This window comes from Castellaniella denitrificans (genome assembly GCF_027214045.1).
Classification (GTDB): Bacteria; Pseudomonadota; Gammaproteobacteria; order Burkholderiales; family Burkholderiaceae_B; genus Castellaniella; species Castellaniella denitrificans_A.
In genome coordinates this window covers 26,410-47,336 of sequence record NZ_JAPWHE010000008.1, presented here as the reverse complement: position 1 = coordinate 47,336, position 20,927 = coordinate 26,410, and the positions used below count along the sequence as shown (strand labels likewise).

The window sequence follows — 20,927 nt, the reverse complement described above, 5'->3', positions numbered from 1 at the left end:
TTTTCATGTACCCATCCATACAGGTCGGCAAGTACCTGGTTTCTCCCCTGGTCCGCCGCGATCAGGCCGGGCGTTATATCGCCTCCGTCTCGATCCGCAGCGGCCATGCCAGCATGACCCAGGACCGCCTGATGCGGTTCACGCCGTTTTTCGAATCCGCCCAGGCGGCGGTCGAATTCGCCAAGACCGAGGCCTTCAGCTACATCCGGGCGCGTTCGCTGCCCGCCGTGCCCGCGTAACGACGCGGGTGGGCGGCGGGAACATCGCATCCGTCCGGCATTTTATTTGCGACAAATTGAAAGTGTGATTGTGTCGCATGCAGTAAACCCCCATAGTGGGGGTGGGGAAAGTTTCCCTATTACCTTTAGGAATGACATTGAATACAGAAATCGGCATCGTGAAATGGTTCAACAGCGAAAAAGGGTTCGGCTTCATCATGCCCGAATCCGGCGGCAAGGATCTTTTCGCGCACTACTCGGAGATCCAGGGCTCCGGCCACAAGTCCCTTGAAGAAAACCAACGCGTTTCCTTCGTGTCCGCAGTCGGACAGAAGGGCCCGCAGGCTACCAAGATCCAGATTCTTTGATGTCCGGCGGATTCCCGCCTCCGGGCGGTGATCCGCGGGAAATCATGAAGCGACCGGGCCTCCAGAAACAGGAGGCCCGGTTTTTTTCCGGGTGGACGTGGGGTCCGGGCGAGCGGTAGAGCAGGACTGACCGGATCCCCGGCGACGCAGAAATGAAAAAGAGCTTGCGCATGCAAGCCCTTTTTCATTTGAATCCTGGAGGCGCAAGCCGGAATCGAACCGACGTACACGGATTTGCAATCCGCTGCATCACCACTCTGCCATTGCGCCGATGATGTCAGAGACCAGGGGTGACCTGGCCAAGTCCGCCATTATACGATATTTCCCGTCACAGCATCGCCAGCGTCCCCGTCGCGCGGACGCGTCCGCCTGTCCCGGGCAATGCCGACCGCGCTCGGGTTCCCGGCGTTCCGGCGCGTCTTGGCCATGAGGGCATTGTTGTTAAGATGGCGCCTTTGACCGCATCCCGGGCCGACCCATGGGAAACATGCTGCCGCTCATCACCGGCGCCATCTGGCTTTATGTGCTGGGACGCTTCGTCCGGCCCTTGCCGTGGCGGGTCGGCGCGCGGGCCGCCTTGGCGTTCGTGATCTTCCTGGTGGCCCAGTACCACTGGTTCACCCGCCACTTCTTTGGCTCGCTGGCTTCGCCGGAGTTGCCCCGGCCCGTCCTCCTTGGCCTGGGCTGGGCCTTCGGCGCCTTTCTGCTGCTGGGAATGCTCCTGCTGCTGCGCGACGTGGCGGGCGGGCTCGTGTTCCTGGTATCGCGCCGCGCGGGCCGGGCCGTCCTGAGCGGGCGGACATTGCATCGATCGCTGGGCGCGCTGGCCCTGGTCCTGTCGGCCGTCGGTACCTGGCAGGCGGTCCGGGTGCCCGATGTCAAGACGGTGACGATCGCGATCCCGGGCCTGCCGCCCGCCTTCGACGGCTATCGCATCGCGCAATTGACCGATCTGCACGCCAGCCGGCTGCTGCCGGAATCCTGGATGGCGGCCGTGGTGGCCAGGACCAACGCCCTGGATGCCGACCTGATCGTGATCACCGGCGATCTGGCCGACGGCTTTCCCGAGGCGCGGGCGGCCGATGTGCGGCCCCTGGGCGACTTGCGGGCGCGCGACGGCGTGCTGGCGATTCCCGGGAATCATGAATACTACGCCGACTACCGAAGCTGGATGGCCGCCTATCGCGCGCTGGGGCTGGGCATGCTGGAAAACGACCACGTGCTCATCCGGCGCGGCGGCGCGACGCTGGCGGTGGCCGGTCTCACGGACCGCCAGGCTGGGCGGTTTGGTCAGCCTCGTCCCGACCTGGACGCGGCCCTCAAGGGCCTGGAACCGGGCGTGCCGGTGATCCTGCTGGCCCATCGCCCCGACAGGGCGGCGCGGCATGCCCGGGCCGGCATCGCGCTGCAGTTGTCCGGCCATACGCATGGCGGGCAGATCCTGGGGCCGCATCTATTGACGCAATGGGTCAACAAGGGCTTCGTCTCGGGCCTTTACCGCCTGGGCCCCATGCGGCTTTACGTCAGCAACGGCGCGGGTTTGTGGAACGGTCTGGCGCTCCGCCTGGGGCGGCCGTCCGAGATCACCCGGATCGTCTTGAGGGCGGAGGAATAGGTCCATGGACTCCCTTTGGGTGCTGGCTGGCGCCGGTTTTGCGGCCGGCGCCATGAACGCCCTGGCCGGCGGCGGTTCCTTCGTCAGTCTGCCGGCCCTGATCGCGGTCGGCGTGCCGCCGGTACTGGCCAATACGACCAGCACGGTGGCGCTCTACCCGGGCAGCATGGCCAGCGCCTGGGCCTATCGCGACAGTCTGTCCGGGGTGGGCGAGGTGCCTCTGCGGCCGCTGTTGATCGTGACGCTGCTCGGCGGTATCGCGGGCGCCCTGCTGCTGCTCAACATGCCGTCCCGTTCTTTCAACGCGGCGCTGCCCTGGCTGCTGCTGGCGGCCACGTGCGCCCTGGGGTTCGGGCGGCGGGTCGGGGAATGGGTACGGACCCGCTGCCGCCTGCGGCCCGCGGTGGTGCTGTGCCTGCAGTTCTGCCTGGGCGTCTACGGCGGCTATTTCGGCGGGGCGGTGGGCATCATGATGGTCGCGGTGTGGAGCCTGCTGGGCGCGCATGATCTCAAGCGCATGAGCGGGCCGCGCGTCCTGATGGTGACGGCGGCCAACACCATGGCGGTGCTGATCTTCATCGCCGCCGGCGCCGTGGACTGGCCGGCCGCCGCCGTCATGCTGGTGACCGCCAGTCTGGGCGGCTATGCGGGGGCGATCGCGGGCAAGCGGATCCCGGGGTCGGTGGTCCGCTACGGGACGCTGGCCTTGACCGCCTGCATCACCGTGGCGTTTTTCGTGCGCGCCCGGGGCTGAGTCCGTCGCGGGGTCACAAGGCCGGTTCGAGGGCGTCGTCCGTTTCCTGCGCGAGAAAACCGCCGCTCTGGTGGCGCCACAGGCGCGCGTACGTGCCGTCCAGCGCCAGCAGTTCCGCGTGGCTGCCTTGTTCGATGATGCGGCCTTCGTCCAGGACGACGAGCCGGTCCATGGCGGCGATGGTGGACAGGCGGTGGGCGATGGCGATCACGGTTTTGCCTTGCATCATCCCGTCCAGGCTTTCCTGGATGGCCGCCTCGACTTCCGAGTCGAGGGCGCTGGTGGCTTCGTCCAGCAGCAGGATCGGCGCGTTCTTGAGCATGACGCGGGCGATGGCGACGCGCTGGCGCTGGCCGCCGGACAGCTTCACGCCGCGTTCGCCCACCAGGGTGTCGTAGCCCCGGCGGCCCCCCGGGTCGCCCAGTTGACGGATGAATTCGTCGGCCTGGGCGCGCCGCGCCGCCGCCCGGATGTCCTCGTCGCTGGCGTCGGGGCGGCCGTAGGCGATGTTGTCGCGGATCGAGCGGTGCAGTAGCGAGGTGTCCTGCGTCACCATGCCGATGGCGCCGCGCAGACTGTCCTGCGTCACGCGGGCGATATCCTGGCCGTCGATCAGGATCCGGCCGCCGTCCACGTCGTAGAAGCGCAGCAGCAGATTGATCAGTGTGGACTTGCCGGCGCCCGAGCGTCCGACCAGGCCGATTTTCTCGCCGGGGCGCACGGTCAGGTCGAGTCCGTCGAACACCTGCCGTTCGCCGTTGTAGTTGAAGGACACCTGCTCGAAGACCACCTCGCCGCGTTCGACCTCCAGGGGCCGCGCGTCGGGCGCGTCCAGCACCTTGGGGGGGTGGGTCAGGGTGGCGATGCCGTCCTGCACGGTGCCGATGTTCTCGAACAGCGAGGCCATCTGCCACATGATCCAGTGCGACATGCCGTTGACCCGCAGGGCCATGGCCGTGACCGCGGCGACCGCGCCGGTGCCGATGAGCCCGTCCCGCCAGAGCCACAGCGCGTAACCGCCCGCCGACAGGATCAGGCACGCCACCAGTGTCTGGTTGACGATCTCGAACCGGCTGACCAGGCGCATCTGGCGGTAGCCCGTGTCCTGGAAATCCTCCATCGCGGCGCGGGCGAACCGCGCCTCGCGCCGGGTGTGCGAGAAGAGTTTGACGGTGGCGATGTTGGCGTAGGCGTCGGTCACGCGTCCCGTCATCGAGGAGCGGGCGTGGGCCTGTTCCTGGCCGACCTTGCCCAGACGCGGCACGAAATACGCCATGGCCAGCCCGTACAGCGCGAGCCAGCCGACGAAGGGCAGCGTCAGCCGGGCGTCGAAACCGCCCGCCACCGCGATCAGGGTGAAGAAGTACACGCCGATGCCGAGCACGATCTCGCTGAAGGTCAGCAGCACATCGCGCACCGCGAGGGCGGTCTGCATGACTTTGGTGGTGACCCGGCCGGCGAATTCGTTGGAGAAAAAGGACAGGCTCTGGCGCAGCATCAGCCGGTGGAAGTCCCAGCGCAGCCGCAGCGGCAGGTTGATGGCCAGCACCTGGTGCTGCATGGTGGTGCGCAGCGCCACCAGGCCGATGCTGGCGACCATCACGACGGCGATGCCCCACAGTACGCGCTGTGCGTGTTCGGCGGGCCCGGCCCCGGTTCGCCAGGCTTCGAGCAGGTCCACCACCTGGCCCAGGAAAGCGAACAGCCAGGCTTCGTAGATGGAGACGCTCGCGCTCAGTGCCGCCAGCGCGGCGATGTAGCGCCGCGTGCCGCGCGTGCAGGCCCAAAGGAAAGGAAACAGGCCTTTGGGCGGCAGCGGCGCGTCCTCGGGCGGGAACGGATCGAGCAGGCTTTCGAACCTGTGCAGCAAAGGGGACTCCAGAAACAGGCCCCCACGCCGCGCCTTCGGCTTGCCGCCCCTAGAGGGGGGCGCTGATTGCCTTGGGGCGGCCCGGCGGCAATCAGATCCTCGGAGACGGCCGGGGGGCGGTCAGACCGTCAGTTCGCCAGCAGCACCGGCACCGTCATGGTGGACAGCAGCGTACTGGTGGCGCCGCCCATGATCCACTGGCGCATGCGGCTATGGCCGTACGCGCCCATGACGATCAGGTCGCTGTCGGTGTCGGTGGCGGTGTTCAGGATGACGTTGCCGACACCGTAGCCCTTGCTGTCCTTCAGCAGGTGCCGGGGCTTGGGGTAGCCCAGGCTGGTGCAGTAGTCCGAGAAGTCGTCCTCGTGGATGTCGCGTTCGCGCATCAGTTGATCTTCGCGGTCGATTTCCAGCACCGTGAGCGCCTGGCAGTTCAGCAGAAGCGGTGCGGCGTCGGAGAAGGCCCGGGCGGCCTCGCGGCGCTGGTCCCAGCAGAACAGGATGCGCCGGCCGATGGTGTCGACGGGACCGAAGTTGGGGATGAGCAGCACGGGACGGCCGGACGCCATGACCACGGCTTCCGGCAAGTTGGGCCGCAGCGCCGACAGGCTGTCGGTCGGGTCCGCCTTGCTCATGACGAGCAGGTCGCAATAGCGGGCATGCAGGGTCAGGCCGTCCTCGGCGTCGCCATGAGGCGCGCGCCAATGGGCACGGACGCCCAGATCCTGCGCCTTGTCCAGAAACCGGACGCGGGTGGCCTCGCGGTGTTCGTCGCGGCGTTTGCGCAGAGTCGAGCGGACGTCCTGGGGCAGGATGTTTTCGTCTTGCTGGAGACCGGCGACACTGGCCGAGGGATAGACTCCGACGGCTTCCGCCCCGCGGTCCCTGGCCAGCCGCAGGCCGATGTCCATGCGGCGTTCGCAAACGGTGTCGTCATTCAGATGGATGGCAATACGGCCCGGCATGAGAAACCCCCTGGAGGTGTGGCGAATCCTGTCCTGCGTGTTGCCATCATCTTATCCCAGGCCAGGCTTCCTGTGCGGCCGGGTTGCGCGCCCCGGCTGACCTGGCGCAAGGCCGCGCATGCGGCGAATTCGTCTATAATCCCGCCCTCAAGGGGAGTAGCTCACTTTCCGCGGCATCGTCATGACGGCGTCTCGCGCTTGCGCGCATCGCCCGGTGCGCGGGCGGTCCCGGGGTCTTCGGACAGGCCCCCGCCGCGAGCAAGACCTTGCCGCCCAGGGCAAGGTTCGTCTTCCCGCCATGAAAATGGCCCGATCCTCCCGGCGGTGATTCCTGAAACCGACAACCCGCAACCGGGGGGGACCCATGCTCGAATTTCTCCAGACGCTCCATTGGGGGGCCGTTTTCCAGATCATCCTGATCGACATCCTGCTGGGCGGCGACAATGCCGTCGTCATTGCCCTGGCCTGCCGCAACCTGCCGCGCGCCCAGCGCATGCAGGGCATCCTGTGGGGAACCGCCGGCGCCATTTTCCTGCGCGTGGCGCTGATCGCCTTCGCCCTGACGCTGCTCGACATTCCTTTCCTGAAGATCGTCGGCGCGCTGCTGCTGCTGTGGGTCGGCGTCAAGCTGCTGTTGCCCGAGGACGGTGGGCATGACAAGATCGCCGGGGGCGCATCGGTCATGGCCGCGGTCAAGACGATTCTCGTCGCGGATTTCGTCATGAGTCTGGACAATGTCATCGCCATCGCGGGCGCGGCCCAGGGGGCTCATCTCGACCACCAGCTCGGCCTGGTGATCTTCGGGCTGCTGGTCAGCGTGCCCATCATCATCTGGGGCAGCACTCTGGTGCTGAAGCTGATCGACCGCTACCCGCTGGTGGTCACCTTCGGCGCCGGACTGCTGGGCTGGATCGCGGGCGGCATGCTCGTCACCGACGTCGTCGTCACGGACCGTCTTGGCCCGCCGTCCACGGCGCTGAAGCTCACCGTTGAAATCGTCGGCGCGCTGCTGGTGGTGGCGCTTGGCCGCTGGCTCGCCAGCCGCAAGGCGGCGGTCGCGGCCCGGAACGCCGGCTGATCGCCCGGGCGCCCCGCCGGATCGGGGGGGCACCCGGGCGCGGCGCGCTGCGGCCTCAGGGCAGGGCGCGCAGCCAGGCCACCGTGGCCATGCCCAGCAGCGTCATGGCGAGCGACCCGGCGACGTGCACGATCACCGCGACACTCAGCCACCCCAGCCGCCCCTGTTCCAGCATCAGCGCCAGTTCGGCCGAAAAGGTCGAGAACGTCGTCAGCCCGCCGCAAAAGCCTGTGATGACGAACAGCCTCATCTGCGGCGAAAGGCCCGCATGCCCGCCGAACACGGCGATGGCCGCGCCGATGAGGTAGCCGCCCAGGAGATTGGCCGCCAGCGTGCCCAGGGTCAGGTTGGGAAAGACGTCGTTCAGCGCGTGCCCGAGCACCCAGCGCAGGATGGCGCCCAGCGAGGCGCCGAGGGAGATGGCGAGCAGTGAACTGGGCATGAGGGCTCCTGTGGCGGGAATGAAAAATGCCTACGGACCGGCGGTGCGCCGGGGGCCGTAGGCATCATCAGCCGCGAAGAATGCGGCGGTTTCGTGGAGGAATGCCATCTCCAGGTCGGGCCAATGTTATCAGCGGTTTCGCTGGTTCGGCAAGGCGGTGTTCAGCGGCCGCGCGTTACACTGGGCCGGTCGTTTTCCTGAAATCTTGCGTAAGGAGTGCATCCATGCTCAAAGGTAAAAAAGCGGTCGTCACCGGTTCCACCAGCGGCATCGGCCTGGCCATCGCACGTGAACTGGCCCGCCAGGGCGCCGACGTGGTCATCAACGGTTTCGGCGACGCCGATGCCATCGAACGCGAGCGCGCCGGCCTGGAAAAAGATTTCGGGGTCAAGGCCGTGTACCTGAACGCCGACCTGATGGACGGGCAGGCCGCGCGCGATTTCATCGCGCAATCGATCCAGGCGCTGGGCGGCGTCGACATCCTGGTCAACAACGCCGGCATCCAGCACACCGCCCTGATCGAGGAATTCCCCGTCGACAAGTGGAACGCCATCATCGCGCTGAACCTGTCGGCTGTGTTCCATTGCACCGCCGCCGCGCTGCCGGCGATGAAGCAGCAGAAATTCGGCCGCGTCATCAACATCGCCTCGGCGCACGGCCTGGTGGCCTCGGTCCACAAATCGGCCTATGTCGCCGCCAAGCACGGCGTGGTGGGCCTGACCAAGGTCACCGCGCTGGAAAACGCCGGCACCGGCGTGACCTGCAATGCCATCTGCCCGGGCTGGGTGCGCACCCCCCTGGTGGAAAAGCAGATCCAGGCCCTGGCCAGGGAAAAAGGGCTGGACATCGAAGCCGCCGCCAAGGATCTGCTGGCCGAAAAGCAGCCGTCCCTGGAGTTCGTCACGCCCGAGCAGCTCGGCCAGGCCGCCGTGTTCATCGCCTCGGACGCCGCCGCGCAGATGACCGGCACCACGCTGTCCATCGACGGCGGCTGGACCGCCCGCTGAACCGGAGGATCGCCGCATGCTGATGGTGCTGTCCCCGGCCAAGAAGCTGGACTACGATTCACCGGTGCGCACGGCTCTGTGCTCGCAGCCGGTGTTCCCCGATCAGACACGCGAACTGATCGGGATTCTGCGCGGCTTGTCCGCGAACGACCTGGCGGGTCTGATGGGGCTGTCCGACGCGCTGGCGCGCCTGAACGCCGAGCGTTACGCCGCCTGGGTGGACGCGCCCGACGCCCGGCATGCGCGCCAGGCGGTCCTGGCCTTCAACGGCGACGTCTACGAGGGCCTGCGTGCGGCGGAACTGTCCGATGCCCGGCTGAACTGGGCGCAGGATCATCTGGCCATCCTCAGCGGGCTGTACGGCGCGCTGCGGCCGCTGGACCTGGTCCAGCCCCACCGGCTGGAGATGGGCACGCGGTTGCGCACCGCCCGGGGCGCCACCCTGTATGCCTGGTGGGGCGATCGTATCGCCCGCGAATTGAACCGGCGTCTGGACGCGCTGTCTGGCGAGCGCATCCTGCTGAACCTGGCATCGGGCGAATATTTCAAGTCCGTGGACCGCAAGGTTCTGGACGCGCGCGTGGTCGAATGCGTTTTTCAGGACGAAAAACACGGTGCCTGGAAGGTCATCAGCTTCCACGCCAAGCGGGCGCGCGGCCTGATGGCGCGCCACGTCATCGATCACCGCATCGACGCCGTCGCCGGCCTGCGGGATTTCTCGTCCGAAGGCTATGCCTACGCGCCGCGCGAATCCACGGCCGACCGGCTGGTGTTCCGGCGCTCCAGTCAGGGATAACGAGGGTTGCCGGGTCTTGCGGGGCCATGGCACGCTGTGCCTGTAATTATGAATTATTAATTTCAAGGTCCTGCACAGGAGGCCCCGATGGCGGCCAGGATTGTTCAGAAGATCCTCTACCAGGAAGTCGCCGATCGTCTGCGCGGCATGATCCAGGCCGGGGAACTGCGGGCGGGGGAATGGATCGACGAGGTCAGCCTGACCGCGTCGCTGGGTATTTCCCGCACGCCGCTGCGCGAGGCGCTCAAGGTCCTGGTGGCCGAAGGCCTGCTGCGCATCGAACCGCGCAGGGGCTGTTTCGTCAACGAACTGTCCAGCCGCGACCTGGAGCACATCTTTCCCCTGATGGCCATGCTCGAGGGCCGCTGCGCCTTCGAGGCCGCCCTCAAAGTCACGGACGCCGACCTGCGGCGGCTCGAACCGCTGCACAACGACCTGCGCCGTCACGCGGAACGGGGCTCGATCGACGACTACTACGCGGCCAACGCCTTGATCCATGTCGCCATCCAGGATCTGGCCGACAACCGCTGGCTGTCGGGCCTGATCGACAAGCTGCGCCAGGTGCTCAGCCTGTCGCGCCACCGCAGCCTCAGCTATCCGGGCCGGATCGATGAGTCCTGCGCCGAACACCTGGCGATCTTCGCCGCCCTGAAGGCGCGCGATCCGGAAGGCGCCGAGGCCGTGACGCGCAAGCATCTGATGCGCCAGCTCGACGCCCTGCGCGCGCTGGCGCGCAGGGATGAACCGGCCGCCGGAACGTCGGCGCGCCATGAGGCCGGGACGCTGGAGGAAGACCATGTCCAACGCTGACCTGAAACCGTCCGAGCGGGCGGCCGAGCCCGCCGAATCCTCGGGGAACCGGGCCGGCGGCCTGCTGGCGCGCCTGGGCCGCTGGCTGGATCGCGATCACCTGCCCGACCCGGATGTGTTGCGCGTGCTCTACGAGGCGTCCCTGACCGATGGCGGCGCCAACCAGTTGGCCCGCCAGTGGGCCGAGCGATACCGTGCCGCCGATGCCGACGAGCGCCGTTCCCTGCTGGCCTGCCTGGTGCGCGCCGGCGTGGGCGTCGAACCGCGCGGCGACCGGGGCGCGCGCCTGTTCCGCCGCCTGTACGCGCAAAGCGACCGGCTGGAACTGATGGTGGAGCTGCGTGCGGACATGCTGCGCTGGCGCAATCAGGTCGCCGGGCTGTCGGTCCTGGAACAGGAACTCGCCGCCCTGCTGTCGAACTGGTTCGACGTCGGCATGCTCGAATTGCGCCACATCAACTGGGATTCGCCCGCCTCGCTGCTGGAAAAACTGATCCGCTACGAAGCCGTCCATGAAATCCGGTCCTGGGACGACATGCGCCGCCGGGTGGCCGCCGATCGGCGCTGCTATGCCTTTTTCCACCCGCGCATGAGCGATGTGCCGCTGATCTTCGTGGAGGTCGCCTTCGATGGGCAGATGGCTGCGGACGTGCAGGCACTGATCGACCCTTCGCGGCCCGTCGACGGGCTGGACAAGGCGCGCTGGGCGATTTTCTATTCGATTTCCAATACCCAGCGCGGCCTGCGCGGCATCAGCTTCGGCAATTTTCTGCTGAAGCGGGTGATCGAGGAACTGCTGGACGAATTGCCGCAGCTCAAATCCTTCGCCACCTTGTCGCCGATTCCCGGTTTCGCCGACTGGCTGGGCCGCCGGTCCGGCGAGGACATCCAGGCCCTGCTGAAGGACAAAGCCGAGCGCCAGGCCGCGGCCGACGACGCGGCGGCTGGCGCCCGCTGGCTGGAACGCTTGCGCGCCGCCGCCCAGGGCGGGGCGCCGGACACCGTGCGCCGCAGCGGACTGCGGCTGGCGGCGCATTACCTGACGCAGCTTCGCGACGGCGAGCCGCTCGACCCCGTGGCCCGCTTCCATCTGGGCAACGGGGCGCGCATCGAGCGCCTGAACTGGGCCGCCGACGCCTCGGCCCGCGGACTGGAGCAGTCTTGCGGCATGATGGTGAATTATCTGTACGAGCCCGAGCAGCTCGACGAGAACCGGGCGCGCCTGGCCGCCGGCAAGCTGCGTGTGTCCCGGAGTGTGCAATGGCTGTGAGTCCCGGGTCGGGCGAGGGGCGCGTGCGCACGCGTGTCGACGGCGCGGTGGCGACCGTCACGCTCGATCATCCCGGAAGGCTGAACGCCATCACGGTTGCCATGTGGGGTGAACTGGCGGAGGCCTTCGGGCGCTTGTCGGCCGATCGCGGCCTGCGCTGCGTGGTCGTGCGCGGCGCGGGCGGGCATTTCGCCGCCGGGGCCGACATCCGCGAATTTCCCCGGGTACGGGCCGATCTGGAAGGCGTGATGGCCTACCACAGGGATCTTCTCGCCCCGGCCCTGCGGGCGGTGTCGGACTGTGTTCATCCGGTCGTTGCCGCGATCGAAGGCGTCTGCGTGGGCGGCGGGCTTGAAATCGCCAGCCGCTGCGATTTGCGGCTGGCGGCCCGGGGCGCGCGCTTCGGCGCGCCCATCAACCGCCTGGGTTTTCCCATGGCGCCCGACGAGATGCGCGGGCTGCTGGAATTGGCGGGCCGCGCCGTCACGTTGGAAATCCTGCTCGAAGGGCGGGTGTTCGACGCCGACGAGGCCCTGTCGAAGGGCTTGCTGACGCGGGTCGTGGCGGCCGAGGCCCTGGAATCCGAACTGACGGCGACGGTGGCGCGCCTGTGCGCGGGCGCTCCGTTGGCCGCGCGTCTGAACAAATCGACCGCCGCACGTCTGGCCGGCGATCCGGCGCCCCTGAGCGACGCCGAATGGCGGGCCTGCTTCGCCTATGCCGACGGTCCCGACCACCGGCGAGGGGTGCAGGCCTTTCTGCAGGGCACCGACCCCGTTTTCACAGGAGAATGACTTGGAACGCGATGCGAATCTCTACACCGTGCTGCGGGGTGGCTTTCCGGCCGACCTGGGCGCCGTGGCGATCGAAACCCCGGAGCGCACCTACAGTTGGGCGGACATCGACGCCATCAGCGGGCGCATGGCCGCGCTGCTGCGCTCGTTCGGCGCCCCGGCGGGCGCGCGCGTCGCCGTCCAGGTCGAAAAATCCCCAGAGGCCTTGATGCTCTATCTGGCGACCCTGCGCGCCGGTCTGGTCTACCTGCCGCTGAATACCGCCTACCGCGAGGCCGAGGTGGCCTATTTCCTGGGGGACGCCGAGCCCGCCGTGGTGGTCTGCGGGGATGGCGCGAAGCATTGGTGCGAACCCCTGGCGCGGGCCAAGGGCGCCGCCCGGGTGCTGACCCTGAATGCCGATGGCGGCGGTTCGCTGGTCGAGGCCGCCGCCGGCATGGATCCGGTCTTCGAGACCGCGCGCAGCGCCCCCGGGGATCTGGCCGCGATCCTGTATACCTCCGGTACGACGGGGCGCAGCAAGGGCGCGATGCTGACGCACGCCAATCTGGCCGCCAACGCGCTCACTCTGCGGGATTTCTGGGGGTGGCGCGGCGACGACGTGCTGCTGCACATGCTGCCGATCTTCCACGTCCACGGATTGTTCGTGGCGTCCCACGGGGCGCTGCTGGCGGGCGCGCGCATGATCTGGCTGCCGAAGCTGGACGTGGAACAGGCCCTGCGCTACCTGCCGCGCTGCACGCTGATGATGGGGGTGCCCACGTACTACGTCCGCCTGCTGGCCGATCCCCGCTTCGGCCGCGAGACATGCGCCAATATGCGGCTGTTCATCTCCGGCTCCGCGCCGCTGCTGGTGGATACCTTCCGCGAATTCCAGGCGCGCTCCGGCATGACCATCCTGGAGCGCTACGGCATGAGCGAGACCGGCATGATCACGTCCAACCCCTGGGATCCGGCGCGTGGCGAGCGCATCCCCGGCACCGTGGGGCCGGCCTTGCCCGGCGAGACGGTCCGGGTGGTGGACGACGCCGACCGGCCCGTCGCGGTCGGCGAGCCGGGCCATGTCCAGGTGCGTGGACCCAACGTGTTCGCCGGCTACTGGCGCATGCCTGAAAAAACCCGCGAGGAGTTCACCGCGGATGGCTGGTTCCGCACCGGCGACATCGGCATGCTGGGCGGGGCGGGCATCCCGGACGACTACCTGAGCATCGTGGGCCGCAGCAAGGATCTGATCATCTCCGGGGGCTACAACGTCTACCCCAAGGAAATCGAGATGGTCATCGACGCCATGCCCGGCGTCCAGGAGTCGGCCGTCATCGGCGTGCCGCACGCGGACTTTGGCGAGGCCGTGGTGGCCGTGGTGGTGCCGCGCGCCGGGACCGCGGTGGATCCCGCCGCCATCCAGGCCGGCCTGAAATCGGGCCTGGCCAATTTCAAAGTGCCGAAAAAAATACACGTGATCGATGCGCTGCCGCGCAATGCCATGGGCAAGGTCCAGAAGAACGTGCTGCGGCAGCAGTACGCGGACCTGGAATGAGAAGGGGCGTTCGATAGGCCCCGCCGGGGCCATGGCCGCGCCCGGACCCGGGCCGGCGACTCATATAAAAAATCATCAGGAGACAACCATGAAGCGACACATGCTATGCGCCATGCTGGGACTGGCCCTGGCGGCCGGATCGGGCGCCGCCCCGGCTGAAACCACCTTGCGGGCCTCGCACCAGTTTCCGGGAGGCCAGGGCGACCCGCGCGATGAAATGGTGCAGCTCATCGCCCGCGAGGTCGAGGCGGCCAACGTCGGGCTGAAGATCCAGGTCTTCCCGGGTTCTTCGCTTTACAAGGCCAAAGAACAGTGGGGCGCGCTCACGCGCGGGCAACTGGACATGACGGCCTTTCCGCTGGACTACGCCTCGGGCCGGGTGCCGCAGTTCTCCGCCACCCTGATGCCGGGCCTGGTGCGCAACTACGAGCATGCCCAGCGCCTGAACCAGTCCAACTTCATGAAGGACATCAAGGCACTGGTCGAGAAACAGGGCGCCGTGGTCATCGCCGACGCCTGGCTGGCGGGCGGCTTCGCTTCGAAGAAGCATTGCATCACGTCGCCGGACACCATCAAGGGGCAGGTCATCCGGGCGGCCGGTCCGGCCTTCGAGCAGATGCTGGCGGCGGCGGGCGCATCGATCTCGTCCATGCCGTCTTCCGAAGTCTATTCGGCCATGCAGACGGGGGTCCTGGACGCGGCCAACACATCCAACGACAGCTTCGTGTCCTATCGCCTGTACGAACAGGCCAAGTGCCTGACCGCGCCGGGAGACAACGCGCTGTGGTTCATGTACGAGCCGGTGCTGATGTCCAAGAAGGTCTTCGACGGCCTGGAGCCCAGGCAGCGTGAGGCCATCCTGGCGGCGGCGAAGAAGGCGGAGGCCTACTTCTTCGAGGAGGCGAAGAAAGGCGAGCAGAAAATGCGCGACGTCTATACCAAGGCCGGGGTGGAGGTCGTGACCATGACGCCTGAGGACTACCAGGCCTGGATGGCGGTGGCCAAGCACTCTTCCTACCGCCTGTTCGCCGAGAAGGTGAAGGGGGGCGACGAACTGCTGAGGAAGGCGCTGGCCGTCCAGTAGCGCCCGTGCGCGGGCGCCGCCCGCCAAGGGCGGTGCCCGCATGGCCCATCCGGGGGGGACGCCTGTTTTCCCCGCCTTGCGCGACGCACAGGGAGGTCGCATGAATCGAGTCTTTACGCGCTGGGTGGAAGGCCTGACGCGCGCCTGTGGCGTGCTGTCGGCCCTGCTGCTGGTGTTCGCGATGCTGGTGGTCTGCCAGATGATCATGATGCGCTACGTGTTCCGCGCGCCCACGATCTGGCAGACCGAGGCCGTGGTGTTCGGCGCCACGGCGGCCATCTTCCTGGGCGCGCCCTACGTGCTCATGACCAAGGGCCATGTCGGCGTGGATTTCATCCAGATGCTGGTGGGAGCCAGGACCCGTCGCTGGCTGGACCGCGTGGGCGCCTGGCTGGGGCTGGCGTTCTGCGTCCTGATGACTGCGGCCACCGGGGTGCACCTGTTCGAGGCGCTGGACGGTGGCTGGACCACCTCCAGCGTGGCCGCCGTGCCGCTGTGGATGCCGCTGGCGCCGGTGGTGTTCGGGTTCGCCCTGCTGAGCCTGCAGTACGTCGTCGAAATCATGAAACTGTCGGGAGAGCCGTCATGACGCCCACCCTCGCGGGGATCTGCATCGTCCTGGGCCTGTGCCTGATGCTGGCGACCGGCATGCCCATCGCCTTCGCCCTGGGGCTGGCCGCCGTGGTCGGCCTGTTTCTGGACATGGGGCCGGGCGTGATCTACGTGCTGGCCGAGACCATGTTCGCGGGGATCGCCAACCTGGGCTATGTCGCCATTCCGATGTTCGTGCTGATGGGGGCCATCGTGGCCGGAACGCCGGCCGGCGGCGACTTGTACAAAGCTCTGGATCGCTGGCTGCACAAGGTGCCCGGCGGCCTGGTCCTCTCGAACATCGGTGCCTGCGCGATCTTTTCCGGCATGACCGGATCCAGCCCGGCCACCTGCGCGGCCATCGGCAAGATGGGCATCCCGGAAATGCTCGGTCGCGGCTATCCGGCCTCGGTGGCCACCGGCTCGATCGCGGCCGGCGGCACGCTGGGCATTCTGATACCGCCCTCGGTCACCATGATCGTCTACGGCATTTCGACGCAGACGTCGATCGGCCGGCTCTTTCTCGCCGGGGTGATGCCCGGGATCCTGCTGACTTGCATGTTCATGGCCTGGGCCCTGTACGACGCCCGGCGGAAAGGCTTCCGCTTCGGCGGCGGGACCCTGAATTATTCCTGGCGCGACAAGCTGGAAGCCCTGCCCAAAGTGCTTCCCCTGCTGCTGATCATCCTGGGCATGCTCTTCGTGCTGTACGGCGGCGTGGCGACGCCGTCCGAGGCCGCCGGCGCCGGCGCCCTGCTGACGCTGGTGGTGGTCGTGCTCATTTACCGCCTGTTCCGTCTGAAGACCTACGTCGACGTGTTCGGTTCGGCGATGCGCGAAAGCGTCATGATCATGATGATCATGGCTTCGGCCGAACTGTTCGCTTTCGCCCTGTCGTCCCTGTTCATCACCCAGTCCCTGGCGGCGGCCATCGCCGCGTTGGAGATCAACCGCTGGCTGCTGATGGGGCTGATCAACGTCTTCCTGCTGGTGGCGGGGATGTTCCTGCCGCCGGTGGCCATCATCGTCATGGCGGCGCCGCTGCTGCTGCCCATCATCACCCAGGCGGGCTTCGATCCCTACTGGTTCGCCGTGGTGCTGACGATCAACATGGAGATTGGTCTGATCACGCCGCCCGTGGGCTTGAACCTGTTCGTTCTCAACTCCATCGCGCCGGACGTTCCGACCCAGGAAATCCTCAAGGGGGCGCTGCCCTACGTGCTGGTGATGATGACGGCCATCGTGCTGCTGTGCGTGTTTCCGGGGATCGTCACCTGGTTGCCCGAACTGGTCATGGGCGCGGCGGTCTCGTAGGATGACCGGGGCCGGCTTCAGCCGGCCGTCGCCGGCCGCGCCCGCGCAGCCGGTCCGTCCGGCGGGGCCTGCAGCGCCCGCATTTCCTCGTCGATGCGCTGCGCGGCCTTGATCATCTGGCGCAGGGGATAGGCGAGGGCGGCGTAGTCGCCTTCGGTCTCGATCACGTTGGGCGGCGAGGCATCCCGGCCCGCCAGCGCGTCCTGCGTGGCGGCCAGCGCTTGCCGGATGCCCGCGGGCTCGTCATCGATCAGCGCCAGGTGCGGAATCACGGCGGCGATCTGCGAGGCCAGCGTATGGTTCTGGATCAGCAGACGGTTCAGTTCCGGCACGTGGCGCTGGCGGCTGACGGGTTCGTCCATCATGCGGTAGAAAGCCGAGGCGAAATTGCTGAAGGCGATGTGTACGTGCTTGCGGGCCAGCCGCCAGCGCACGTCGGCCTCGCTGGTTTCCGGGGCGTCGGTCGCGCCAGCCGCCCGTGCGGCGCGGCAGGCGCGGACGTGGTCCAGGCCCGTTTGCAGAAAAGCCTGGTTGGCGGCGCGCAGCGCCCGGGCCAGTTCGCCGAGGGTGTTTCGTTCCCAGGACGGCAGGATGTAGCTGCAGGTGAGCGCCAGGATGCTGCCGATCACGGTATCCGCCAGGCGTTCGCCCACGACCGCGTTGGACCCCGGCGCGAGGAAATGGAACACCAGCAGCACGAACAAGGTATTGAACATCGCCGACAGGGTGTAGTTGACCTGGACCAGGCTGTAGCCCAGCACGCTGCTGGCCACCAGGATGAAGAGGAGTGCGGGTGGGCTTTTCACCAGGCCGAACAGCAGCAGCGACAGGCCGCAGCCGATCAGCGTGCCCGTCAGGCGCCAGCCGTTGCGCTGGCGGGTCAGCGCGAAGCCGGGCTTCATGATGATCAGCACCGTCAGCACGATCCAGTAGCCATGGCCCGCCATGCCCGGATCCAGCGCGCTCACCAGCGGGGCATGCGCCAGCAAGGCGCCCACCACCATGGCCAGCAGCGCCGCGACCGCCACGCGCAGCGCATAGCGGAAATGCGCCGACCGGCGGTTCAGGTTGCGCGTCAGCAGATCCGCGCGCCACTTCTGTCGCGTCAGGAACCGGTTCAGGGTCTGATTCGCGCGCAGCGGATCGGTCTGGGGCGGGACCGGGTTCACGGAATGGTCCGCCATGCGGTCGACCTGCCGCGTCATGTTGCGCAGCCGCCGCAGTACCTGCACCAGCAGGGCGTAGAGTTCGGGATCGGATTGCGGCATGCCGCTTTCGCGCAGTTGCTGCAGTTCGAATTCCAGGGCGCGCAGTTCGGCCTTGACGCTGTTGCGCACCCGGTGGCGGCGGTTGCGCGCCACGTTCAGGGCCAGGCCGCCCACGTTGGCGGCCAGTTTGATCATGGCGTCTCGCACGAACAGCAGGATGTCGCTGTCGGGCAGCGCGCGCCGCAGGGTGGCGTAATCCGTGTGGGTGGCCACCATGCTGTCGAGCAGGTTGATCATGTCGACGAACAGGTTCAGCAGTCCTTGGCGCAGCCGATCGGCATGGGTGGTGGTGCCGCGCGGCTGTTCGCGCAGCACCATGTCGCGCGCGGCCTGGTGCGCCTCGGTCATGAGGGCCTGGCGGCGGATCAGATGGCGGTAGCTGTCGTCCAGGTCCTGGTGGATATCGTAGAAGCGGGCCCGCGCGGCGATGTAATCGGCCGTGGCGAACAGCGCCACGGACAGGGCCTGCTGCTCCTCGCGGTGCCACATCAGCCTGTGGGCGGCGGCGCTGTAGAGCAGATAGAAGGCCCCGCCCAGGAACGAGGTCAGCGTGTGCTGCAGCACGTCGGCCGGCGTCAGCGGCGTGCGCAGGGTCAGGGTCATGATCAGCAGGCAGGCGAAGCCCAGCAGGCCGCCGTGCTTGCCGTAGACGGTCAGCATCGAGAAGCCGAAGCACAGGGCCGGCACGACCAGCCAGATGGCCAGGACGTGGCTGGAGGCCAGTCCGGTCAGCGCCGTGGTGGCCGAGCCCAGGCACAGGGCGGCGAACATGCCGTTGATGCCATAGCGCCGGGGGCCGCCGGGCTGGTCCAGGATCGCCACGCAGGCGGCGCCGACCGCCGCCACGAAGCCGGCGGCGTGCCAGCCGAAGACGCCCGACAGCACCAGGGCCGGCAGCAGCACGCCTGTGGCCTGGCGCAGCCCGCCGAAAAAATAGTGGCTGTAGAAGAAGCGCTGCAACTGCGAAGTGGGCAGGATCATGCGGCCGGCATCCGGGATGGAAGTGCGATGGCGCCAGTATAGGCAAATCCGCCGGTCCTCCGCGCACGGTCGAGGCATGGCGCCGCCGGCCACTCGCTTGCACCCCTTGTTGCAACGCGGTAAATTAGCCCCTCGGTCGGCCCTATCGCGGCCACCCGATGCGGCGAACGCTCCCGGGTCACACACCCGGTTTTTTTCGTCTTCCGTCTTTATGTCCCAGGATGTGCCACAAGCGCGGTCCGGGGCGTCCATTTCCACCACGTTGCGCCGCAGGGCGCGTGTGTCTTGTGCCAAGGGGCGCAGACTGGTCCCGCAATGTGTCCGGGCAAAGCGATTCCGTGAATCGCCCAGCGTCGGATCATGTCGCGGATCGCCGGGACTGGCCCGGGCCGCCGAAAGGCCGCTTGGTGCTCGATACGGGTCAAGAAAGGAATCATCATGGAACTCAATGGCGCCGACATCGTCGTGCGTTGTCTGATCGAGGAAGGCGTAGACCATGTGTTTGGCTACCCCGGCGGGGCGGTCCTCTACATCTACGACGCGATCTACAAGCAGGACAAATTCCAGCACGTGCTCGTGCGGCACGAACAGGCGGCCGTCCACGCCGCCGATGCCTACTCCCGATCCTCCCAGAAAACCGGTGTCTGCCTGGTGACCAGCGGCCCGGGCGTGACCAATGCCGTCACCGGCATCGCCACGGCCTACATGGATTCGATCCCCATGGTCATCCTCAGCGGCCAGGTGCCCACGCACGCCATCGGCCAGGATGCCTTCCAGGAATGCGACACGGTCGGCATCACCCGTCCCTGCGTCAAGCACAACTTCCTGGTGCGCGACGTCAAGGATCTGGCCGACACCCTGCGCCGCGCCTTCTACATCGCGCGTTCCGGCCGTCCCGGTCCGGTGCTGGTGGACATCCCCAAGGATGTCTCCGTGGCCATGTGCAAATACACGCCGCCGCGCGCCCCGGTCCAGTTGCGTTCGTATGCGCCGGTCACCAAGGGCCACCAGGGCCAGATCAAGAAAGCCGTGCAGATGCTGCTGGCCGCCGAGCGCCCGATGATCTACGCCGGCGGCGGGGTCGTGCTGGCCGACGCCGCCGACGAACTGCGCAAGCTGGTCCGCCTGACCGGCGCGCCCTGCACCACGACCCTGATGGGCCTGGGCGCCTATCCGGGCACGGACGAGCGTTTCGTCGGCATGCCCGGCATGCATGGCACCTACGAGGCCAATATGGCGATGCAGCACTGCGACGTGCTGATCGGCATCGGCGCGCGCTTCGACGACCGCGTCATCGGCAATCCCAAGCATTTCGCCCAGGTGCCGCGCAAGATCGTGCACGTGGACATCGACCCGTCCTCGATCTCCAAGCGGGTCCGCGTGGACGTGCCCATTGTGGGCGATGTCAAGGAAGTCCTGCAGGACCTGATCGGCCTGTACGCCCAGTCGATGGCCGAACAGGGCCTGTCCGAGCGCCGCCTGGACGCCTGGTGGAAGCAGGTCGACACCTGGCGCGACCGCAAGTGTCTGGACTACGAAAACTCCGACACGGTGATCAAGCCGCAGTTCGTGATCCAGAAACTGTGGGAAATCACGCGCGGCCAGGCCTTCGTCACATCCGACGTGGGCCAGCACCAGATGTGGGCGGCCCAGTACTATCCTTTCCCTGAGCCGCGCCGGTGGGTCAATTCCGGCGGTCTGGGCACCATGGGCGTGGGCCTGCCCTACGCCATGGGGGTGCAGATGGCCAATCCGGACCGCGACGTCGCCGTCATTACCGGCGAGGGCTCGATCCAGATGAACATCCAGGAACTGTCCACCTGCAAGCAGTATCACCTGACGCCCAAGGTCTTGTGCCTGAACAACCGCTATCTGGGCATGGTGCGCCAGTGGCAGCAGATCGAATACGGTTCGCGCTATTCGGAATCGTATGTCGACGCCCTGCCGGATTTCGTCAAGCTGGTCGAGAGCTATGGCCATGTCGGCATGCGCATCGACAAGCCCGCCGACGTCGAGCCCGCCCTGCGCGAGGCGTTCACGAAATACAAGGACCGTCTGGTGTTCATGGATTTCATCACCGATCAGACCGAGAACGTCTGGCCCATGGTGAAGGCAGGCCGCGGCCTGACCGAGATGCTGCTGGGTTCCGAGGATCTGTGAGGGGA

Annotated in this window: 19 protein-coding genes, 1 tRNA gene and 1 riboswitch; of the genes, 15 read left to right on the top strand and 5 right to left on the bottom strand. The window is 67.4% G+C overall.

Annotation, left to right across the window (positions count from 1 at the left end; genetic code table 11):
• Positions 1 to 5: 5 nt before the first annotated feature.
• Complete coding sequence (locus tag O4H32_RS11300; protein WP_269359239.1) at positions 6 to 239, top strand: hypothetical protein; 234 nt, start codon at positions 6 to 8, stop codon at positions 237 to 239.
• A gap of 137 nt (positions 240 to 376) precedes the next feature.
• Complete coding sequence (locus tag O4H32_RS11295) at positions 377 to 586, top strand: cold-shock protein (RefSeq protein ID WP_407932649.1); 210 nt, start codon at positions 377 to 379, stop codon at positions 584 to 586.
• A 196-nt stretch (positions 587 to 782) separates the two neighbouring features.
• On the opposite strand, the gene O4H32_RS11290 is transcribed toward O4H32_RS11295, so the two are convergent.
• A tRNA-Cys gene (locus O4H32_RS11290) sits at positions 783 to 856 on the bottom strand.
• A gap of 217 nt (positions 857 to 1,073) precedes the next feature.
• On the opposite strand from O4H32_RS11290, the gene O4H32_RS11285 reads away from it, so the two are divergent.
• Entirely contained in the window at positions 1,074 to 2,201 is a 1,128-nt protein-coding gene (locus O4H32_RS11285) for a metallophosphoesterase (RefSeq protein WP_269359238.1), read from the top strand.
• A gap of 4 nt (positions 2,202 to 2,205) precedes the next feature.
• The gene (locus tag O4H32_RS11280) at positions 2,206 to 2,955 is read left to right on the top strand and encodes a sulfite exporter TauE/SafE family protein (RefSeq protein ID WP_269359236.1); all 750 of its coding nucleotides are present in this window, start codon (positions 2,206 to 2,208) and stop codon (positions 2,953 to 2,955) included.
• A 13-nt stretch (positions 2,956 to 2,968) separates the two neighbouring features.
• On the opposite strand, the gene O4H32_RS11275 is transcribed toward O4H32_RS11280, so the two are convergent.
• The gene (locus O4H32_RS11275) at positions 2,969 to 4,825 is read right to left on the bottom strand and encodes an ABC transporter ATP-binding protein (RefSeq protein ID WP_269359234.1); all 1,857 of its coding nucleotides are present in this window, start codon (positions 4,823 to 4,825) and stop codon (positions 2,969 to 2,971) included.
• Between the two features lie 128 nt (positions 4,826 to 4,953).
• Positions 4,954 to 5,790 carry a universal stress protein gene (locus O4H32_RS11270; RefSeq protein WP_269359232.1) on the bottom strand — a complete coding sequence of 279 codons (837 nt, stop codon included), beginning with the start codon at positions 5,788 to 5,790 and terminating at the stop codon, positions 4,954 to 4,956.
• A 364-nt stretch (positions 5,791 to 6,154) separates the two neighbouring features.
• On the opposite strand from O4H32_RS11270, the gene O4H32_RS11265 reads away from it, so the two are divergent.
• Positions 6,155 to 6,868: a TerC family protein gene (locus tag O4H32_RS11265; protein WP_269359231.1), complete on the top strand. Its 714-nt coding sequence runs from the start codon at positions 6,155 to 6,157 to the stop codon at positions 6,866 to 6,868.
• Between the two features lie 55 nt (positions 6,869 to 6,923).
• On the opposite strand, the gene crcB is transcribed toward O4H32_RS11265, so the two are convergent.
• On the bottom strand, positions 6,924 to 7,310 hold the full coding sequence (gene crcB / locus O4H32_RS11260; RefSeq protein WP_269359229.1) for a fluoride efflux transporter CrcB: 387 nt from the start codon (positions 7,308 to 7,310) through the stop codon (positions 6,924 to 6,926).
• Between the two features lie 51 nt (positions 7,311 to 7,361).
• Positions 7,362 to 7,431, bottom strand: a riboswitch (Fluoride riboswitch).
• A 103-nt stretch (positions 7,432 to 7,534) separates the two neighbouring features.
• Here crcB and O4H32_RS11255 point away from each other — a divergent pair.
• The 9 genes from O4H32_RS11255 to O4H32_RS11215 all read left to right on the top strand — a co-directional run bounded on the left by O4H32_RS11255 (position 7,535) and on the right by O4H32_RS11215 (position 16,513).
• Positions 7,535 to 8,317 carry a 3-hydroxybutyrate dehydrogenase gene (locus O4H32_RS11255; protein WP_269359227.1) on the top strand — a complete coding sequence of 261 codons (783 nt, stop codon included), beginning with the start codon at positions 7,535 to 7,537 and terminating at the stop codon, positions 8,315 to 8,317.
• 16 nt (positions 8,318 to 8,333) lie between these two features.
• Complete coding sequence (gene yaaA, locus O4H32_RS11250; protein ID WP_269359225.1) at positions 8,334 to 9,113, top strand: peroxide stress protein YaaA; 780 nt, start codon at positions 8,334 to 8,336, stop codon at positions 9,111 to 9,113.
• 87 nt (positions 9,114 to 9,200) lie between these two features.
• Positions 9,201 to 9,923 (top strand): GntR family transcriptional regulator, encoded by a 723-nt coding sequence (locus tag O4H32_RS11245; RefSeq protein ID WP_269359223.1) that lies wholly within the window; start codon positions 9,201 to 9,203, stop codon positions 9,921 to 9,923.
• Positions 9,910 to 11,193: a malonyl-CoA decarboxylase domain-containing protein gene (locus O4H32_RS11240; RefSeq protein WP_269359221.1), complete on the top strand. Its 1,284-nt coding sequence runs from the start codon at positions 9,910 to 9,912 to the stop codon at positions 11,191 to 11,193. The genes O4H32_RS11245 and O4H32_RS11240 overlap by 14 nt, the downstream gene beginning before the upstream one ends.
• Entirely contained in the window at positions 11,184 to 11,987 is an 804-nt protein-coding gene (locus O4H32_RS11235; RefSeq protein WP_269359219.1) for an enoyl-CoA hydratase/isomerase family protein, read from the top strand. The genes O4H32_RS11240 and O4H32_RS11235 overlap by 10 nt, the downstream gene beginning before the upstream one ends.
• A 1-nt stretch (position 11,988) precedes the next feature.
• On the top strand, positions 11,989 to 13,524 hold the full coding sequence (locus O4H32_RS11230) for a malonate--CoA ligase (RefSeq protein WP_269359217.1): 1,536 nt from the start codon (positions 11,989 to 11,991) through the stop codon (positions 13,522 to 13,524).
• Between the two features lie 88 nt (positions 13,525 to 13,612).
• The gene (locus O4H32_RS11225) at positions 13,613 to 14,608 is read left to right on the top strand and encodes a TRAP transporter substrate-binding protein (protein WP_269359215.1); all 996 of its coding nucleotides are present in this window, start codon (positions 13,613 to 13,615) and stop codon (positions 14,606 to 14,608) included.
• A 100-nt stretch (positions 14,609 to 14,708) separates the two neighbouring features.
• The gene (locus O4H32_RS11220; protein ID WP_269359213.1) at positions 14,709 to 15,197 is read left to right on the top strand and encodes a TRAP transporter small permease subunit; all 489 of its coding nucleotides are present in this window, start codon (positions 14,709 to 14,711) and stop codon (positions 15,195 to 15,197) included.
• Positions 15,194 to 16,513 carry a TRAP transporter large permease gene (locus tag O4H32_RS11215; RefSeq protein ID WP_269359211.1) on the top strand — a complete coding sequence of 440 codons (1,320 nt, stop codon included), beginning with the start codon at positions 15,194 to 15,196 and terminating at the stop codon, positions 16,511 to 16,513. The genes O4H32_RS11220 and O4H32_RS11215 overlap by 4 nt, the downstream gene beginning before the upstream one ends.
• Positions 16,514 to 16,530: 17 nt before the next feature.
• Here the strand turns inward: O4H32_RS11215 and O4H32_RS11210 are convergent, their stop codons facing one another.
• Positions 16,531 to 18,762: an FUSC family protein gene (locus tag O4H32_RS11210; RefSeq protein WP_269359210.1), complete on the bottom strand. Its 2,232-nt coding sequence runs from the start codon at positions 18,760 to 18,762 to the stop codon at positions 16,531 to 16,533.
• A 438-nt stretch (positions 18,763 to 19,200) separates the two neighbouring features.
• On the opposite strand from O4H32_RS11210, the gene O4H32_RS11205 reads away from it, so the two are divergent.
• Positions 19,201 to 20,922 carry an acetolactate synthase 3 catalytic subunit gene (locus O4H32_RS11205; RefSeq protein WP_269359208.1) on the top strand — a complete coding sequence of 574 codons (1,722 nt, stop codon included), beginning with the start codon at positions 19,201 to 19,203 and terminating at the stop codon, positions 20,920 to 20,922.
• The last annotated feature ends 5 nt before the right edge of the window (positions 20,923 to 20,927 follow it).

Coding starts and splice junctions, on each gene's coding strand:
- O4H32_RS11215 (WP_269359211.1), top strand. CDS start 15,194: ATGACGCCCACCCTCGCGGGGATCTGCATCGTCCTGGGCCTGTGCCTG.
- O4H32_RS11210 (WP_269359210.1), bottom strand. CDS start 18,762: ATGATCCTGCCCACTTCGCAGTTGCAGCGCTTCTTCTACAGCCACTAT.
- O4H32_RS11245 (WP_269359223.1), top strand. CDS start 9,201: ATGGCGGCCAGGATTGTTCAGAAGATCCTCTACCAGGAAGTCGCCGAT.
- O4H32_RS11280 (WP_269359236.1), top strand. CDS start 2,206: ATGGACTCCCTTTGGGTGCTGGCTGGCGCCGGTTTTGCGGCCGGCGCC.
- O4H32_RS11235 (WP_269359219.1), top strand. CDS start 11,184: ATGGCTGTGAGTCCCGGGTCGGGCGAGGGGCGCGTGCGCACGCGTGTC.
- yaaA (WP_269359225.1), top strand. CDS start 8,334: ATGCTGATGGTGCTGTCCCCGGCCAAGAAGCTGGACTACGATTCACCG.
- O4H32_RS11220 (WP_269359213.1), top strand. CDS start 14,709: ATGAATCGAGTCTTTACGCGCTGGGTGGAAGGCCTGACGCGCGCCTGT.
- crcB (WP_269359229.1), bottom strand. CDS start 7,310: ATGCCCAGTTCACTGCTCGCCATCTCCCTCGGCGCCTCGCTGGGCGCC.
- O4H32_RS11265 (WP_269359231.1), top strand. CDS start 6,155: ATGCTCGAATTTCTCCAGACGCTCCATTGGGGGGCCGTTTTCCAGATC.
- O4H32_RS11300 (WP_269359239.1), top strand. CDS start 6: ATGTACCCATCCATACAGGTCGGCAAGTACCTGGTTTCTCCCCTGGTC.
- O4H32_RS11225 (WP_269359215.1), top strand. CDS start 13,613: ATGAAGCGACACATGCTATGCGCCATGCTGGGACTGGCCCTGGCGGCC.
- O4H32_RS11285 (WP_269359238.1), top strand. CDS start 1,074: ATGCTGCCGCTCATCACCGGCGCCATCTGGCTTTATGTGCTGGGACGC.
- O4H32_RS11240 (WP_269359221.1), top strand. CDS start 9,910: ATGTCCAACGCTGACCTGAAACCGTCCGAGCGGGCGGCCGAGCCCGCC.
- O4H32_RS11255 (WP_269359227.1), top strand. CDS start 7,535: ATGCTCAAAGGTAAAAAAGCGGTCGTCACCGGTTCCACCAGCGGCATC.
- O4H32_RS11205 (WP_269359208.1), top strand. CDS start 19,201: ATGGAACTCAATGGCGCCGACATCGTCGTGCGTTGTCTGATCGAGGAA.
- O4H32_RS11270 (WP_269359232.1), bottom strand. CDS start 5,790: ATGCCGGGCCGTATTGCCATCCATCTGAATGACGACACCGTTTGCGAA.